Source organism: Amphibacillus marinus (assembly GCF_900110345.1).
Lineage (GTDB): Bacteria > Bacillota > Bacilli > Bacillales > Amphibacillaceae > Amphibacillus_D > Amphibacillus_D marinus.
Map to the genome: position 1 here is coordinate 1 of NZ_FODJ01000012.1, position 18,340 is coordinate 18,340.

At 41.1% G+C, this 18,340-nt stretch carries 18 protein-coding genes; 2 read left to right on the forward strand and 16 right to left on the reverse strand.

The annotated features are described in order from the left end of the window. Nucleotides 1–284: 284 nt before the first annotated feature. Nucleotides 285–503, reverse strand: coding sequence for a hypothetical protein (locus tag BM000_RS13805; RefSeq protein WP_091499570.1), 219 nt, complete (start codon nt 501–503; stop codon nt 285–287). A gap of 159 nt (nt 504–662) precedes the next feature. On the opposite strand from BM000_RS13805, the gene pdaB reads away from it, so the two are divergent. Further along, nucleotides 663–1,424 (forward strand): polysaccharide deacetylase family sporulation protein PdaB, encoded by a 762-nt coding sequence (gene pdaB, locus BM000_RS13810; protein WP_091499804.1) that lies wholly within the window; start codon nt 663–665, stop codon nt 1,422–1,424. Between the two features lie 75 nt (nt 1,425–1,499). Beyond that, nucleotides 1,500–2,111 (forward strand): spore germination lipoprotein GerD, encoded by a 612-nt coding sequence (gene gerD, locus BM000_RS13815; protein WP_091499572.1) that lies wholly within the window; start codon nt 1,500–1,502, stop codon nt 2,109–2,111. A gap of 33 nt (nt 2,112–2,144) precedes the next feature. Here the strand turns inward: gerD and BM000_RS13820 are convergent, their stop codons facing one another. The 15 genes from BM000_RS13820 to BM000_RS13890 form a co-directional block, all read right to left on the reverse strand. Beyond that, a complete protein-coding gene (locus tag BM000_RS13820) occupies nt 2,145–3,188 on the reverse strand; it encodes an Mrp/NBP35 family ATP-binding protein (protein WP_091499573.1) in 1,044 nt (347 codons plus the stop codon). Between the two features lie 68 nt (nt 3,189–3,256). Beyond that, complete coding sequence (cwlD, locus tag BM000_RS13825) at nt 3,257–3,967, reverse strand: N-acetylmuramoyl-L-alanine amidase CwlD (protein ID WP_091499575.1); 711 nt, start codon at nt 3,965–3,967, stop codon at nt 3,257–3,259. A 209-nt stretch (nt 3,968–4,176) separates the two neighbouring features. Next, entirely contained in the window at nt 4,177–4,980 is an 804-nt protein-coding gene (locus BM000_RS13830; protein ID WP_091499577.1) for an HAD family hydrolase, read from the reverse strand. Between the two features lie 14 nt (nt 4,981–4,994). Continuing rightward, entirely contained in the window at nt 4,995–5,798 is an 804-nt protein-coding gene (locus BM000_RS13835) for an inositol monophosphatase family protein (RefSeq protein ID WP_091499805.1), read from the reverse strand. Nucleotides 5,799–5,880: 82 nt separating this feature from the next. Further along, entirely contained in the window at nt 5,881–6,684 is an 804-nt protein-coding gene (phnE, locus tag BM000_RS13840; protein WP_091499578.1) for a phosphonate ABC transporter, permease protein PhnE, read from the reverse strand. Next, nucleotides 6,684–7,502 (reverse strand): phosphonate ABC transporter, permease protein PhnE, encoded by an 819-nt coding sequence (gene phnE, locus BM000_RS13845; RefSeq protein ID WP_091499580.1) that lies wholly within the window; start codon nt 7,500–7,502, stop codon nt 6,684–6,686. The genes phnE (BM000_RS13840) and phnE (BM000_RS13845) overlap by 1 nt, the downstream gene beginning before the upstream one ends. Further along, a complete protein-coding gene (gene phnC, locus BM000_RS13850; protein WP_091499581.1) occupies nt 7,502–8,275 on the reverse strand; it encodes a phosphonate ABC transporter ATP-binding protein in 774 nt (257 codons plus the stop codon). Before phnC ends, phnE (BM000_RS13845) begins: the two co-directional genes overlap by 1 nt. A gap of 174 nt (nt 8,276–8,449) precedes the next feature. After that, the gene (locus BM000_RS13855; protein ID WP_091499583.1) at nt 8,450–9,358 is read right to left on the reverse strand and encodes a phosphate/phosphite/phosphonate ABC transporter substrate-binding protein; all 909 of its coding nucleotides are present in this window, start codon (nt 9,356–9,358) and stop codon (nt 8,450–8,452) included. A 376-nt stretch (nt 9,359–9,734) separates the two neighbouring features. Continuing rightward, the gene (locus BM000_RS13860) at nt 9,735–11,024 is read right to left on the reverse strand and encodes a DUF4179 domain-containing protein (protein ID WP_177178308.1); all 1,290 of its coding nucleotides are present in this window, start codon (nt 11,022–11,024) and stop codon (nt 9,735–9,737) included. Then, on the reverse strand, nt 11,017–11,538 hold the full coding sequence (locus BM000_RS13865) for a sigma-70 family RNA polymerase sigma factor (RefSeq protein WP_091499634.1): 522 nt from the start codon (nt 11,536–11,538) through the stop codon (nt 11,017–11,019). The genes BM000_RS13860 and BM000_RS13865 overlap by 8 nt, the downstream gene beginning before the upstream one ends. Nucleotides 11,539–11,672: 134 nt before the next feature. Then, on the reverse strand, nt 11,673–12,854 hold the full coding sequence (locus BM000_RS13870) for a metal-dependent hydrolase family protein (RefSeq protein WP_091499636.1): 1,182 nt from the start codon (nt 12,852–12,854) through the stop codon (nt 11,673–11,675). Between the two features lie 20 nt (nt 12,855–12,874). After that, on the reverse strand, nt 12,875–14,494 hold the full coding sequence (locus BM000_RS13875; RefSeq protein WP_091499638.1) for an ammonium transporter: 1,620 nt from the start codon (nt 14,492–14,494) through the stop codon (nt 12,875–12,877). 33 nt (nt 14,495–14,527) lie between these two features. Next, nucleotides 14,528–15,490, reverse strand: coding sequence for an ABC transporter ATP-binding protein (locus BM000_RS13880; protein WP_091499639.1), 963 nt, complete (start codon nt 15,488–15,490; stop codon nt 14,528–14,530). Further along, nucleotides 15,483–16,544, reverse strand: a complete 1,062-nt coding sequence (locus BM000_RS13885; protein WP_281246008.1) for an ABC transporter ATP-binding protein — start codon at nt 16,542–16,544, stop codon at nt 15,483–15,485. The genes BM000_RS13880 and BM000_RS13885 overlap by 8 nt, the downstream gene beginning before the upstream one ends. Nucleotides 16,545–16,668: 124 nt before the next feature. Beyond that, the gene (locus BM000_RS13890) at nt 16,669–18,321 is read right to left on the reverse strand and encodes an ABC transporter substrate-binding protein (RefSeq protein ID WP_091499642.1); all 1,653 of its coding nucleotides are present in this window, start codon (nt 18,319–18,321) and stop codon (nt 16,669–16,671) included. Nucleotides 18,322–18,340: the final 19 nt, after the last annotated feature.

Sequence of the window (18,340 nt, forward strand, 5' to 3'; positions counted from 1 at the left end):
TTGAATGCTCTTTGCTCGCTTAAAAGCACTAGCTTTTGTCTTACTTCTTTTCTTAACATACTGGTTGTTTTGTTCAGTTTTCAATGATCAATATTCCGTTGTCGCATTTTAGCGACGAGATATAATATATCATGTGACTTCATTCTCGTCAATACTTTTTTAAAAACAAATCTTTTTTTATTTAAAATCGACTCACTTTTAAAAGCATAGCAAATCTGACAACAAAAAATAATATAGCATATCCAATAGGTTCGTGCAAGACTTTTTTTCAAAAAAAGGTTGGATTAGTATAATTTATCACGAGGTAAATACCTTAGCACATCTTGATGTGACGCGATTCTCCGAAATAACTGATAGAGCACCCGGTAGCGCTGTTGCATGGTATCCTTAACCACAGAATCTATGCGACTATCCTCAATATCAAATAATATTTCTTCTAACTCCCTTTTAATTAAATACTCAATTTCTTTTACCTCTCTCTCACTCACAAGCAAACCTAGCATCCAGCATCCCTCATCTTTCGTGAATTCTTTCAAGATAGCAGTTATAGTCATTTCCGAGATTTGCTAAAGACAAACCTATATTTTTTAGTTAATCACTCATAATTCTCTTAAACCATTGCATAGACTAGATTAATTCATAAAGAAGGTAGGTTGATCCCATTGCTCTTGTTTTACACGATTAAGCTTAAGCAATTGAAAAAATATGCCGTCATTGGTCTTCTTTCTATTATCGCTCTAGTATTTATTACCACTCAAAGTAAACAGTACTTACAAGTCTTCTCTTCCGATGCTGCACCGTTAGCCATATCAAAAGGTGACCAAGAATCAAGTAATGTTAGTCTAACCTTCAATATTACTTGGGGTGACCAGATTGTCGAACCGATTCTTAAGCAGTTAGATGAGCACGATGTTCGCGCAACTTTTTTCTTATTAGGGGAATGGGCTGAGCACCACCCTCATTTAGTTGATAAAATATCCGAAGCCGGTCATGAAATCGGCATGCTTGGCTACCGCTACACAAGCTACCTAGAGATGGATGCAAATGAAGTGACAAGAGACCTTAATTTAGCAAAGACTATATTTGAAAAATTAGGCTATAAAGATTTGAAATTAATTAGAACACCGAGCGGTCACCTAAACGAAGAAGTACTTGCTCTAGTATCTGATCAGGGCTACGACGTGATTCAATGGCGAATTAATACGAATGATTGGAAAGCACCAGGCGTTGAACAAATTATTGATACCGTCTTATCAGAAACGGAAAATGGTGATATTATCCTCATGCACGCATCAGACTCTGCAACGCAAACAGAGGATGCACTAGCTACTGTCTTACCCGGTCTGCAACAAAAAGGCTACCAATTTGTCACTGTATCTGAGCTTATCACTCAGGCCGAGATTGAGACTAAACCAGTAGAATAATGACCTTGTACATAATTCTGCTCAATTCTTCTCATATTATAATTATTCATTTATTAGAGAAGGAGTAGAGTCGAAATGGTCAAACATACGCTATGGTTTTATCTAGCAATCCTCGTCTTTCTAACAGCCTGTACAAATAACAGTAGTAGCGGAAATGGACAAGAGGGTAATTATGATTCAACAAAGAAGATGGTAACAGATATCTTAAAAAGTGAAGACGGAAAGAAAGCAATTGTTGAAGTACTTGGCGACGAATCCACACAACAAATGTATGTCATTAATGATCAGCTTGTACGACAAGCTGTCGAGCAATCCTTAACCGCTGAAGAGGGCAAAGGTTTCTGGAGCAATATGTTCACCGATACCGAGTTTGTCACAGCATTCTCTGAAGCAATGATTGCGCAACATGAAGATGTCTTAACTCGGCTTATGAGTGACTCGGCCTATCAGGAGAAAATGCTTGAGCTTTTTAACAATCCTGAGGTCCATGATCAAATAAGGGGGCAACTAAAAAGCCAACAATTCAAGACACATTTAGAAGAAACGATTCAAGAAACGCTAGCTTCTCCACTTTTTGAAGCGAAGGTATCGGAGATCATTATAAGAAATGCACAAACACTACTGGAGGAGAAAGATACCCAATCTGAGCAAACCGATGGCGGGACTGATGATGAAGAAAATGAATAAACCCTTTCTACCTACAGAAAGGGTTTACTCTTGTTACGTATACTTGATGACATGATCAGCTATTTGTTGATAAATCAAACCAGCTGGCTCTTCTGCTGAATAAATGGAACCTCGCTGCCCTTCGCTACCCTGTGGTTGCCCGAGTGGAAGTTGGCCAATAAGTGGTGCTGAAAGCTCTTCAGCTAGCTTCTCACCACCACCTCGGCCAAAGACATATTCTTTCTCATCAGTGGCTAGGCTCTGGTAGTATGACATATTCTCAACAACACCAATAATTTCGTGGTTGGTATTAATAGCCATTTTCCCAGCACGCGAGGCAACGAATGCTGCTGTTGGGTGTGGCGTTGTGACAATGAGTTCTTTAGATGATGGAATCGTATTATGAACCGCTAATGCCATATCTCCAGTACCTGGTGGTAGATCAAGTAAAAGATAGTCAAGCTCCGCCCAATCCACTTCAACAAAGAAACTTTTTAGCATTTTTCCTAATCTAGGACCCCTCCAAATAACGGGTTCGTTATACTCAACGAAAAAGCCCATCGACATTAACTGAACACCATGTGCCTCAACCGGAATAATTCGATTACCCTTTAAAGTTGGTCGGTTTGTAATGCCCATCATATCCGGAATACTAAAGCCATAAATATCCGCATCAATTATGCCAACTTTTTTTCCAAGACGGGCAAGTGCAACAGCGATATTTACAGTTACAGTTGACTTGCCAACTCCGCCTTTCCCGCTTGCAATAGCAAGAAATTTCGTCTTTATATTCCCATTTAATAGCGATGGCTTTTCATCTTTATTTATTTGAAATTGCCCAAGCACTTCATCTGGTAGCGTTTCAAAGCGCAAGCCAACACTGGTAGCACCCGAGCGTTTAAGCTTGGCTACTAGAGTTTGCTGTAATTCCATTTGTTCCGGCGTATTCATCTTAGCTATCCCAATCTTGACACTCACATGACCTGTTTCGGGCTTAATCATCACCTCACGAATAGCGTCAGTTTCAGCAAATGATTTATTCAAAAATGGATCTTTAACTGGTTTTAGTAAAGCAATTACCTGCTGTTCTGTTAACACACATATTCAACCTCTCTCATTTATCAGCTTCCACTGCCAGTATAGCATAGCTTTTTTAAGAAAAAAATTTACTCGCTCACTTCGGATAGATAACGGAGTATGCCATAATACACACTTGCGGCCATTTGATCCTGGTATGCCGTGTCCTTTAACAACTCACGTTCTTCTGGGTGCGAGAGAAATCCTATTTCAACTAAAGCAGCTGGTCGATTTGCATGCTTGAGCACATAGACACTATTAATTGCTAACGCTTCTCGATTGGTATTATTAAGACTCGTTTTTATTTCAGCCTGAATACTCTCGGCGAGTTGCTTCGAATCTGGACGATTAGGGTGATAGAAAGTCTGAGCACCACGCCATTGGTTAGATGGCAAAGCATTTAAATGAATGGTCAAAAATAAATCTGGATCAATTTCTTCCATAAAGACAACTCGATTTTTAATATCCTCCACTTTACGTTGTGATACCCCTGATGTCCCTTCGGTAGCTAAATCCCTATCCGACTCTCTCGTTAAATAAACCGTTGCCCCCGCCTGCTGTAAATAATCCCGCAAGTAAAAACTAACCGTTAATGCAATGTCCTTCTCCAAGGTGTCATCTGCACCTACCGCCCCACCATCCATTCCACCATGTCCTGGATCGAGCACAATCACTTGATTGGCAAGCGGCAGATTCAACCATTCTGTCGAACGAATTGTTCCTTCATATGGGAAAGTAATGAGGTAGATAAGTAAGCCGAGACCTATTAGCCAAAGCACATATTTAAAAAGCTTCATCATGACTCGTCCCCCATTTCATAGATACTTTACTATATGGAAGAGCTTAGCTAATTAGAACGCCTTAAAGCGACCACGTTTCAACCCACCCCTCCTCTTTCCAGAAGGAATTAATAGCTTCGCTTGTTACAACTATTCATAATCAGCTATCTCAGCACTAAAAAAAGCTACTTAAGAATAATACCCTCCTTAAGTAGCTTGTGTACACTAGCTCATTTATACAGATCTCGAATGCTTGCATATTGTGTTAAATTCTTGTGTCCACCCACTTGGTCATGCCTTGACAAGTATATCCCTTCCATCCCAAGCATAAGCGCAGGGGCGATCTCATTAATAAAATTATCACCAATCGAAATCATTTTTTCAAAAGGTACTTGATAGAAATTCTGAAGGTGATTGAAATACCACATTGTCTTTTCCGGCTTGCGTGCTGATGTGATGATATGATCAAATACACCAACAAGATTCAACTCAGTTAACAGTCGTTCAACATCAGCACGGTCACTATTGGTCATTAGCACAATTCGATCTGTTATTTTTAACGTAAGTAGAAATTGCCGCAGCCCTGCAATTTCATTAAGCTGAAACCGATCGGTAACCATATAAGCCTTGGTCTGATGATAGCTCGGTTGAGTATCGTCAACACCATAGTGTTTGGCGCAGGCAAACGGTAACCACCAGCCATCACCAATTGCAACGAGCGCATTAAAATCAAAGCTCAAGGGTTGTCCCCCGTATAAATCACCTACCTGCTCTACCGCCTTGCCGTCCCAGGTATGAGCAGCAGTTGCTGTTAGGGTAAGTGGGTCAATCGTAACAGTAAGATCGCGTTTTACATCATAGACCTTCCCGATTGAAACAACATGCTCACCTTGTTTCATCGCCAAGTAATCCTCCCAGTAGCACTGTTGATCTTGCTCAGGTACAAGTGCCATTAGTAATTTAGCATAGTAATCAAAGTGATCTGTTTCTTCATAAAGCGTTCCGTCCAAATCAAAGATATATAGTTTAGTCATCCGTTCGTCCTCTCTTAATGCTTCAGTTCAATATAGTTAGCCAGCACCTGTTGATGGAGTTTTTTACTAGCTGTGATCAGCGTTGCGTGACCAAAAGGATAAACCTCTTCTCCTTTAAGGGTTGTACAAGCTATTCCTTGCTCTTTTAGCATCACGTAGGCCGCCCCAAAGTCCCACGCACCTAATCCATTGTAGATTGCACCATCCATTCTTCCCGTTGCCACGTAGGCAAGCTCTAACGCAGCTGAGCCAATACAGCGAAATCCTCTAATCTCCCTGACCATCTGCTGGAGTGGTTGTTCATTTAAATCATCGTTAGGTGCTAACCATAGATGATTTAGGCAGAATAACGCCTCCTCCATTTGCTTATTGGTAGCGACAGCTGGCACTTTTTCTTCGTCAACGTAAAGGCCTTGTCCAGCTAGTACATGGAACATTTCATCCTTGATTGGATCATAGATGACGCCAACAGTCGGCTTGCCCTTTATGTACACAGCGACTGAGATAGAAAAATTACTTTTGGTATGCACAAAGTTAGTCGTTCCATCAATTGGATCGACCAACCAGACAATCTCGTCTTCCGGCTGATAGGTCTGCTGCTGTTGGACACCCTCTTCACCGAGCAAAAAATGCTCTGGATAGTGTGTATTTATTTTATCAAGAAAAAACTGTTCTATTTCTTTATCTTTTTCTGTTACCAAATCTGCTGCTGATGTTTTGTATTCGACAGTTAGCTCACCTTTAACGGCCTGACGTAAAATTTCACCGGCCTCGAAAGCCCATTGCTTAGCATGCTGATAAATCGCTTGCTCTACCATCACTTTATTATCCCCCTTAGCTTTTCAGATATAAAGAGAGAGCGTCTATTTGACAGACCCTCACCCTTTTTTAACCTATTAATTAAACTAGTTTTTTTCTAATCTTACCACTTAAGATATCAATTAAGCTCACAAAGACAATAACAACAATTAGAATAAGCCCAACATCTTCCCAACTTCTCTGATAAGTTGCTAAGATAAGCGGCGCACCAATACCGCCAGCCCCAACAATTCCAAGCACGGTAGAAGACCGAACATCAATCTCAAACCGATAAATCGAGTATGACGAGAACTCTGGTAACACTTGTGGAAGCACACCATACCAAATAGCTTGTAGCCTATTCCCACCACTTGCCCGAATTGCATCAATGGTACTCATATCAATCGACTCAATCACTTCAGCATATAACTTGCCTAGCATACCAACGGAATTAATACTAATTGCTAGCACCCCTGCATAAGGCCCAATTCCGACTGCCGCCACAAAGATAATTGCAAAGATTAATTCTGGAATAGCACGGATCGCATTTAAAATAACCTTGCCAATATAAGAAAATTCTTTCGATATATTACGAGCTGCTAAAAAGGCGATTGGGATGGCTATGAGCGTTGCCACTAGACCACCTGCAAAAGCAATCGCAATTGTCTCCATCATATAGCCAATGTACTCTGGGAATTGAGAAATATAATCCATACTCGTAAACGGTGAAATGAAAATTCGTCTAAGTGTCGTGAATGGCGAAGCTTGCGAGCTCGATATTTTGAATTCCGTTTCTAAAATGGCTACTAAATATAATGCACTCAAGACAAGCAGCGTCAAATAAAATCTAACTTTCCCTTTTTTTGTCTGCGCTTTTCGTAATGCAACTTTGGTTGGTTGACTCATTATTCGAGGTGCCCCCTTAAACGATTACTAATGAAATCAATTAACGAAACCGTTAAGAATGTTAAAAACACAATCGTGGCGACATTATCATAGCGGAACATACGCAATTGTTGCTGCATAATAACTCCAATTCCACCTGCGCCAACAAATCCTAGAATAACAGACGCTTTAACATTGATCTCTAAGACATATAATGCATATGAAGCATACTGTGGTAGAATTTGCGGCATCACCCCGTAGGCAATTACCTGTAGCTTATTGCCCCCCGAAGCACGTATGGCATCTAACGGGCCCGGATCAACAGCTTCAATTGTTTCACTAATTAATTTTGCTAGTATACCTGCCGAAAAAACACTTAATGCTAAAATACCAGATACTGAACCAATCCCAACGGTTGCCACGAATAAGACCGCCAAAATGACCTCGGGAATCGTCCGCATAATATTTAAAAAGTTACGCATGAACTGATAGGCTGTCCGACTTTTAACAATATTCCCTGATGCTAAAAAACTAAGGGGTAGCGCTAAAACAGCGGCAATTGTTGTACTGAATAGTGCCATGTTCCAAGTCTCCAATAAGCGGCGCGCTACTGTATTTAGATAGCTCCAATTAGGTGGAAACAAATCGTCGATAACAAATTTAAAGATAATTTCCATACCATCAATAATTCGATTAGGAAATGCCTCAGTTTGAAAAACAGCTGCAATATATAAACCGATGACAATGACAATGGTGACAACAAGAAAAAGCTTGAATTTCTTCGGCGTGAGGTGATAGCGCTCAAGCTGGTTAAGTGTGGTTGATTTTTCTTGAGCCATTACGCTTCCTCACTTCCAATGAGGTCATCATCTTTGATTGGTCGACCGTAAATTTCTTCAAAGGTTGCTTCAGTTACCTCACTAATCGGCCCATCAAAAACGACCTCACCGTCCCGTAAGCCAATGATCCGATCGGCATATTCCATCGCCATGTCGATAAAATGCAGGTTAACGATTGTGGTTAAGTTGTCCTCTTTACTAACACGACGCAAGTCCTTCATAACCCGGTGGGAAGTAGGCGGATCTAAGCTCGCCACTGGCTCATCAGCTAGAATAACCTTGGGCTGTTGCGTCAACACACGCGCAATACTAACACGTTGCTGCTGACCACCACTTAGCTGATCTGCTCGCACGTATGCTTTTTCTGCAATCCCAACTCGCTTGAGATTATTCATTGCCAGTTGTAAATCCTCCTGAGGAAACAAACCTAACAAGCTGCGAAAGGTATTGGTATGACCCAATCGCCCTGACATCACATTACGCAAAACCGACATTCGTTTCACAAGGTTATAGTTTTGAAAGACCATCCCAACATTTGTGCGGAGCTGACGCAATTTTTTTTCTCTAAAGGCTAACACATTTTCATTGTCAATAAGTAGTTCACCTTCCGTTGGCGTTACCATGCGATTAATACTTCTAATTAATGAAGACTTACCTGCACCTGACATCCCAACAATAACAACAAATTCACCGTCATTAATTTTCAAATTAATATTCTTTAAGCCTTGATGACCATTGGGATACACTAAGGACATGTCCTTTATTTCGATCAAAATCTTTCACCTTCCCGACTTTTCGCATTTTGTGTAAATTCTTATAAATAAGCATAGCATACTTACTTGCTGTTCTATAGTCCGAATACAGAAAACGAGCGCCCGCTTCACCCTTTATCTCAATAAAAGGTGATGACAGACACTCTTTTATAATCTTTTCTTTTTACCTAACAATTATTGTGCTAAATCATCTTCAAACGCAGCAAATACTTCACGAACGATGTCGTAATCAGCAGACTCAGCTACAGCTACACCATCCCAAGTATATATCTCGTGCATAATTTCAAGCATTTCTTCATTTTCATTTAAGCTCATGAATGCATCGGTAATCTGTTGTTTTAGATCATCTGACATCCCACTTCTTACAGAAATTGTATCGTTAGGAATTGCGTCAGTAACACCTAGAACACGAAGGTCATCCATAACAGTTGGAAAATCACTTTCAATTGTTACCCGAGCATCTTGGAATGTAGTAACAAAATCAGCTTGACCATCAATTAGTTGCAGCATCGCATTATCATGAGACCCTACAGTAATCCGTTGGAAGTGCTCATCTAAATCTTCCACACCCATATCCATTAATTGCTTAGCAGGGAATAGGAAACCTGATGTTGATAGATCATCTGCATATGCCCAAACTAACCCTTCAGTTGCTATTAAATCCTCAATTGATTGAAGTGGTGAATCAGCCGGAACTGTGTATTGCGCAACATAATAATCATCGCCATTACGAATTGATTTTAAGATTACTTCCACATCAGCACGATTTTCAGCTTGGACAAAGCCAAACGGATTTAAGAAACCAATGTCTACCTTTTGTGTACGCATTGCTTCTACTAGACCACTGAAATCACTCATAACCTCAGCACGCACCGGAATACCTAATTCTTCTGATAAAAACGCTTCTAAAGGCTCAGCTGTTGTAGCTATATTTGCAGCATCCTGAGATGGTACAAAGCCCATTGTAAGTTCAGTTGGCTCTTCTGTTTCTTCCGAATCTGAATCTGTTCCATTAGTTCCACAAGCAGCAAGCACGAGCATGCTTATAATTGCTAAAGTAATCACACCAAAACGTTTTAACAAAATAAATCCCCCTCAAAGTATCTATTAATTACTACATACTCATTATTATGGACAGGCACGAACAAGTCAATACTATTTACCGAACTTTTACGTTGAAAAACTAATTTTTTTGGATATATTCTTTAACAATGTTAGCTTTTTGGGTTAATAATCATAGATAATTTACTATTTACCCCAATTTAACGACTTGACATCAGCCAAAACACGAACTTTCGGACACCGTAACTTTTTAGGTCGTTCGTGTTTTGTATTTGCTGAAAATATAAGGGATTTTACAGTGCCTTTACATTCATTAGCTACAGGACTTTATCTACTTATCTTCATACTAACTAAATTGCACAGAAGTAAGGAAGATAATAAATTTACCTCCTTAGCCTTAATATAGCTTTAGACGTACTGCTTCTTCTAACCAATGGGGATATGCAGCTAAGTTAAGTTTTACAATTGGTTCATTGGTCTCTACGTCCCATGCCATTCTGTTTTGCTGGTCTCCTTGTATAAAAGAAAACCCGGTAACATTAAGCTCATCCCCTTCTGGCGAGGTGAGTTCATAGCCTAAAAATTCATCAAAACCTTGTTCTTTATCATAGATAATTGATAGCTCTTTGCCATTATAGGTAACCAGTGAGTATTTCCCATAAGGATCATGTAAGATTTTCTCATCATCCAAATCAATCAATAAATAATCAGCATCCTTAGGTACTGCTTGAATTTTACTAAAGAAAAGCGTTAATGACTCAGGTGCTTCAAAATAATTACTTTGCAGGTAGACCTTCATGCCACCATCCTCAAGATCACCAAACCCTACCATACCAGTCATAAGCTTTGTCCAACTGTCCCCCTCTTCATCAATTAATGCAAGATCATCAATACTTAAGACTCGCATCGTATTATTGGGATCAGCAGAGATTTCAACTTCCGCTTTTAACGGAAAGATAGTAACTCCATGAATATAGAAAGTCTGACCAGCTACATTCAGTGTTTCGTTTAAATCGTAGTACTGTTCACCACCCATAACTTGTACCGTTATTGGTATAATGGCTCGTTCGGTAATTATCTTTCCGTTTAGCTGCCCGATAAATTCAACTTCTATTTCAAGTCGTTCAGCTTCAAACGGGTCAACAGTAGATACTGCTATCGTATCAAATATGACTGCATTTTCCTCCTCTCGCTGACCAAAACTAACAGCATATGAATAATCTTCAACGGCAACGCCATTCGCTGTAACATCCTCAATATCAAACGAGAGTCCATCCATCCCCGCTTCACCCTCTAATGTATAAAACAGTACAAGATCACGTGAATCGCGAATAGCCCCTTCAATTGTAAAGATGAATGGCCCAACCTCAGTTACTTGCCCAATTGGCTGGTAGTAATTATGCTCAACTGCCGCTAGTTTCCCACGATCAAATTGAAAAAAATCAACAAATTGCTCCATTCCTGGAACTCGGCCGAGTTGATTAGCAAACGTTGGTGAGACATTAATTAATACTGTTAAACCAAGCCAAAAAGACATAAAAGCTACCAAGCTTAGTTGCTGACGTTTGCGCTTTCTTATTGCAACCTTCGCTTTTGCCATACCCGAGGCAATAGCATTTTCTATTTCCACTACCGGATTATCCTCTTGATTGTAATGCGTTGACCAATTATTAAGCTGGTTAGGCATGTTCCCATCCCCCTTCTTCATCGCCTAGCTGTTGCTTTAATTGCGCTAAAGCACGATACAGGATTGTTTTAATGGTTCCCTCTGGTTTGTTCAGCTGTTCTGCTAGCTCCTTAAAGGTATAGCCATGAAAATACTTTAAATAGATGAGTTCCTGCTCTTTTTTTGCCAATGTCAGAATAGCTTGCTCTAAATAAAGATAGTTTACTTGATCGTAATGACCAGCGTCTGCGTCGATTAGACTGGGAAAAAGCTGTTTGTTCTTCTTAATCATGTCCTGACAATAATTAATCATGATTCGAATCAGCCAGGTTTTTGCATAGCTTAACTCCCTTAGTTGCTTTCTTTTCTTATAGGCACGAAAAGTCACTTCTTGAATGGCTTCAATTGCGTCATTTTTATTTTTTAGAAACGCTAGCGCTGTTCGATATAAATCAGTCTGATACTTTGTTATCATAGCTGTAAATGCCAAATCATCTTTACGAAAATCGGTTGTTCTCTCTGTGTGCTCTGCCAAGCGAACACCACCTCCATTTTCTCTCTATATATTAGACTATTAAATGCCTGTTTAGCTTTCGTTTTCTTAAAAAATATTAAAAAAACATCACCCACTAAAGTGCTAATTGCCTCTAGAAGGTGATGCTCCGGGTATTACTTATATCGTTTTCCTTTTTTATAAACCTGCTTCTCCTTCATAAGTACTTCAATATTATCGAGCGGATTTTCTGCTAATACCAAGAAATCGGCATAGCTGCCGACGATCAGCTTCCCAAAATCTTGTTCAATCCCCATCAGCTCCGCTCCATAGATCGTCGCAGCTTTGAGCGCTTCGCTGGTCGACATACCACAATCAACTAGCAGCTTGAGTTCAAATGGCGTGTGCTTAAAAAAATTAAAAGGTGTGCCAGCATCTGTACCAAGCACAATTTTTACGCCAGCTGTAATTGCCTTCGCTAGACTATGCCGATGAACATCAAGCATCGCCTTTGATTTCTCCACCATATAGCTTGGGATTTGATGCTGCTCCCCCTCCTTGACGATAAAGTAAGGGGCTGCTAACGTCGGGCAAAGATAAGTACCATTCTCTAAAAATAGCTCGATCGCTTCATCATCAAGATAGACTCCGTGTTCAATTGAATCGACGCCTGCCTGAATGGCTAACTTAACACCAGATAAGCCTTGGGCATGAGCAGCTGTATGTATCCCTTTATGCCTCGCTTCGGTTACGGCAGCTTGCATTTCTGCGAAGGAAAGCTGAAGATCATGCGGTGTTTCACCCTTAGTCATAACACCGCCAGTAGCCATTAGTTTAATACAACCAACCCCTTTTTTAAGCAACTGTCGGGTATGCTTGATCACCTCAGCTACTCCGTCGCTTTCAATCCCTAGTTGATAACCATGACCACCTGTCATCACAATGGGTGTACCGGATACGACAGCATCAGGAGCGGTAAGTTCGCCACGATCAATTAGCTTCTTAATTTCGATATCAATATCATATGGTGCCCCTAAGTCTCGAAAGAAAGTCACACCAGCAGTTAAGAGCTCAGCCAAATTATCCAGAGCAATTTTCGTTAAATGTGGAATGGATACCTGCTTTTCCAGCAATAATGGATCATTTGGATTTAGCGTTATGTGGGTATGACAATTAATAAGTCCCGGCATCACATAGCCATTATACATATTGACCTTGTCTGCTCTGTCAGGCAAGCTGCCACCCACACCTCGCTCGACAATCCGACCATTAATAACGACAAACCAAGCCCGTTCTTGAAACACTTCAAATGTATCATTTAGCTGGCGCATATTATAATAGAGTGTTGCTTCTGACATCTTGGACTCACCCTCTCTTGCTATTCATCTTGTGGATAAATTAGGGCATCCTTCCCTGTTGCACCTGTACTAACCCGTACGACATCCTGAATAGCGGAAATAAACACTTTGCCATCACCAATATGACCGGTATAAAGCGCACGTTGAATGGCTTGTAGCATGCGTTTAGTTGAAATCGTACTGACGATCGTTTCCACTTTTATTTTAGGCAAGAAGTGCGATTCAACTTCAATCCCTCGATAAAAGGAGTTATGTCCCTTCTGCACCCCAAACCCTGTCACGTTTGCTACATTCAGACCTGATACACCAATTGCATTTAGCTCCTGAGTGAGCCGCTCTAAGCGATCAGGATTTGTTAAGATTTCAAAGCGTCTAATTACTGCTAACTGCGGGAGAGCGGCTATATCAGCTAGCTCATCTACATTTAGTTCAAGCTGGTCAGGTATCGAAGGAGATGACGCCATGCCTTTAAGCGCCTCTTTCTTAGGAACTTTACCGACACTCATCGACGAGAAGCTACCATAACGATTCGGTAACCGATAAATGCTACTATCCAAACCAAAGGACTCAGCTTCCTCAGAGACGCGCAATCCTAAGGTAATATCGACAACTTTGAGCACTAGTAATGTGACCACTCCCGCCATGGCAGCGATCATCAAACTGGCTAGTAGCTGATTAAAAAATTGTGCATAGGTGGCCGGTAATCCTCCCCGGGGAAACAACACTACCATACTTAAAGCCAAGAAACCGCCCACTCCATGTACAGTAGCAAAACCGAGTGGATCATCAACCTTCAATTTCTTATCAACCCAACTTATCAGATAAACAATCACCGCACCACCGATTAAACCACTGAGCACTGCACCTAATGAAGAAAGTTCAGCGCCAGCACTAGTAGCAATAACAATTCCAATCAATAAACCATTGTATAGAAGTGATATGTCCAAGCGTTTAAAATAAAGATAACAAAATAAAGACGCGCTGATAAAGCTAACAGCCGGAATTAAGAAGAAGCTAAACCCTAATCGATAGAATTGCTGGAGGTCAGTTGTGGGACTTACTAACAATGCGCTTAGCATCACAACTCCCCACCCCAACCAAGCAAACAAAATACCTATTGGCGCTAAAAACAACGATTGACTCGGTAGTGCCTGGACACGACTATGGTTATATTTCCCTAATCTTGGTCCGATAACCCAGGCGCTGATATAAGCGACTACCCCCATTGTTAAATGGATACGACCAAGTCCACTAGGGTCATAAAAGCCAAACTGAGTTAACCAGCCCGTCGAAACTGCCCAACGCTGCAAGAGCGGAAACAAGACCATCCCAACTAATAGACTTAATGTTACATAGGCTAACGGTCTTGCTCGCTCATCAATTGCTGAAGTGGCAATGATCGCTGCAACAATGACTAAACCCACGCTTTCAATAAATAAAGGCGCACCATCAATTATTGCCCTATTATTTCCCGTCATTAAGCCGAAACCGACTATTAAAAACGCTACTGTTACCACAACCATGACCAACAGCTTATGAAAGGCAGAACTCCCACTGTTTTTATCCGTTGTATATGCAATAGTTAGAAAGATGAATGCTAACAGGATGCTGAACATACCCATTATTGACAAGATGGCCAAGCGAATCACTCCTCTCTAAAAATACTTATGGCTTTAGATCATTATCTCCTGCTTTAAACGCTCCGCCTTCTCCTTGTATCCAACAACTTCATCTTTATGACAATAAACAAAATGCTTATCGGTAATTTCAAATAAACCAACGGCAGGATCATCTTGCTCATAGGTGAATTTTGACTCATCATAGGTTGTCCGCTGGCGATTACGCTCAGATTCAGGGTCAGGCTCGGGAATAGCAGAGAGCAGTGATGCCGTGTAGGGATGGAGCGGAACATGATAAATGTCATCCGAGGTGGCAAGCTCTAGTATTTTCCCTCGGTTCATAACTGCAATCCGATCACTAATATATTTCACCATCGAAAGGTCATGCGCAATAAACAGGTATGTCAGGTTTGCCTCTTGCTTAAGCTGGCGCATAAGATTAACAATCTGTGCCTGAATGGATACATCAAGAGCAGAGATTGCTTCATCAGCAATAATAAATTTTGGTTGCAAAGCCAAAGCACGCGCAATACCAATTCGTTGACATTGCCCGCCAGAAAATTCTTTCGGGTAACGATTGGCAAAGCTTTGACTCAGGCCCACTTGTTCTAACAGGCTATAGACGACCTGATCGCGTTCTTTTCGACTAGAAACGAGCCTATGAACCTCCAACGGACCTCCAATAATATCCTTTACCGTCATTTTGGGATTTAACGATGCATAAGGATCTTGAAAAATCATTTGGATGTTCTTCCTGAATGCTAACAAATCGTGGCGGCTTCGTTTATTCTGAATCGATTCACCAAGGAAAATAACTTGACCATCTGTCATGCTCTCCAGTTTCATAAGTAGCTTACCCGTGGTCGATTTTCCACTACCTGATTCACCTACCAAGCCGAACGTCTCACCTTCGTAAATATCAAAACTAATATTATCGACAGCGCGAACTTCATTTGCTTTTCCAGTATTATAGGTCTTTTTTAGATTTTTAATTTGCATAATTGGATTTTTATTCATCGCTGTCCGCTCCTTTTGCAGCCAAAATGCTAACAAACTGCTCATTTCGGCGTTTAATTTCTTCTGGCACTTCTATACTAGGAGCATCTGGATGTAGTAACCACGTCGCAGCATAGTGCGTTTCACTAACTTTAAACATTGGCGGTTCCTCTTGAAAGTCAATTTCTAAAGCATACATGTTTCGAGATGAGAACGGATCACCTGTCGGTACATTTAATAAATTTGGTGGGGAACCAGGTATGGTATACAAATCATCATTATCCATTTTCATTGTTGGCATGGATGCCAGCAACCCCCAAGTATAAGGATGCTTTGGATTATAAAAAATTTCATCGACCGTACCAATTTCAACAATTTTGCCCGCATACATAACCGCCACACGATCGGCAATATTCGCTACTACGCCTAAATCGTGGGTAATGAAAATGGTAGACGTCGCAAATTCCGCTTGTAGCTCCTTTAATAAATCAATAATCTGCGCCTGAATCGTTACATCAAGAGCAGTTGTCGGTTCATCAGCAATGAGGATCTTAGGATGACATGCCAGAGCGATCGCAATCATAACCCGCTGCCTCATCCCACCTGAAAACTGGTGGGGATATTGGTGAAACCGTTGCTCGGCCGCCACTATTCCCACTTTTCTCATCAGTGCGATTGCCTCTACCTTCGCCGCCTGCTTAGTCATGCCACGGTGTTCGATTAGCGGTTCAGCAATCTGTCTGCCCACCGTTAAGGTTGGATTTAGTGAGGTCATTGGATCTTGGAAGATCATCGCAATGTCTTTCCCTCTTATTTTCTTCATTTCCTTACTCGATTTCTTTAATAAATCGTGATCATGGTACCAGATTTCACCTTTCGAAATGGTTGTATGACGTTGCGGCAAGAGTTGCGTAATCGCCTTTGTAGACACACTTTTCCCCGATCCAGATTCACCAACTAAAGCCAGTGTCTCACCCTCTTTCAAGTCAAAAGTAACGCCTCGAACTGCATTTACCTCGCCCTCAAAGGTGTTAAACGAAATGGTTAAGTCCTTAACCGAAAGAATACTGTTTATCGCCATACCGAAACCCCTCCCTCAATATTCACATGTAAACTAGCCCTAATTTCTCATGTAAGCAGATAGCGTTCGGAGTCTGTACTAGATTCCGAACGCGCACAGCTATTCCACGCTTAATCTATTAATCCTTTGTCCACTCGTGCATATCATGTAGACTACCACCCCAAAATTCTTTAATGCCACCATTGAGCTCCTTATTCTGTACCTTATATTGAAAATCACCATACAAACCAACAGAGAAGGCTTGATCTCTCCAGTATTCTTGTAGCTCTGAGTAAATTTCTTGGCGCTCTTCCATGCTCGTTGAGGTACGCCCTTGTTCAAGTAAATCTTCCATTCTCTCATCATTTACCCGACCTAGATTGGTTGTGCCTGATTGGGACCAAAGATAGGTTTGATCGGGGTCTGATGTTAGCGGAATGCCGATCAATCCAATTTGGTAATCTCCTTCCCTAACATTTGCCAGTGCTGTCACAAAATCAAAGGTCACTTGGGTAACATTAAAGCCTGCTTCTGCTAAATTTTGTTGAATTAAGCTCGCCGACTGTTCACGCGCTCTATTACCAGTAGGTACAGTTAATTCAATTTCTTGACTTGTATCAAAGCCCGATTCCTCTAATAGTTCACGCGCCCTGTCGACATCATGGGGAATTGCTTCTACATTTGGATCAAAGTAAACACTTGCCGATGTATAGGTGCTATTAAGAACTTCTGCATTTCCTCGAAACAACTGCTCAACAATTGCTTCTCGATCAATGGCATACATCATCGCTAACCGAACATCTGCGTCAAATTCCTCATTATTGATAAACATAAATTGTGTTGCAAACCCTGGATAGCTTTCAAAATCTAGGTTATCATCAGCAGCTAGGGTATCCACCTCTGAAACAGGTACAACGCCAATCCCGCCGCCAGCAGCCATATCAACACCACCAGATTGTAGCTCTGTAACTAAACTCGTGCCGTTAACAACACGCAAGTAGACATGCTTCAATTGTGCTTCACCTTTATAAAAAGTCGGGTTCGCTTCTAGTTGAACATAGGCATCCGTTTCGTATTGAACAAATTGATAGATACTTCCTGACACACTAGGTGTCGTCGCAAAATCAGAATTTGCTAACTCAGCTGGCTCGTATTGCTCGGCAATATGCTTTGGCACAATATACACATTAAAACCGATCATCTCTTTAATATAATTAGGGTCAACAGGCGTCTTTGTCGTTAAGATTAAAGTCTGTTCATCCACAACTTCAACGCCTGCTACACCCGCAGCTCCATCCTCCCATTTCCCCGTACTTTGCAACCCCTCTAAACTGGAAATGTTTACTCCCCATGTTGTTTCAACATCAGGGTTGGCAATGAGCTCTAATGTATAAGCAACGTCGTCTGCGGTAATCGGTTCACCATCTGACCATTCAGCATCGGGACGTAATGTAATAGTAAAGCTTTGGTTATCTTCTGTTTCAAACGATTCTGCTAAATTCCCGTCGAACACCAATGATTCCGGCTGCTCAAGCAAGGTTGGATAGAGCATGCGAAGAATCCATTGCGCAACCGTATCACTTGCATTTAATGGATTAAAGCCACCAGGCGCATTGGTTAACCCTATATACAAGGTATCCTCCTCTTCACCATCGGAAGTGATGTCTCCAGATGGGTCACCATCGTTGTCACCTGTTGTTTCCGTACCTTCTCCTCCACCACAAGCTACTAGAAAAAATACCATTCCAAACATAATCATGATTAATAATGTTATTTTTTTAAAACTCGCCATTGAAAGTCCCACCCTTTTT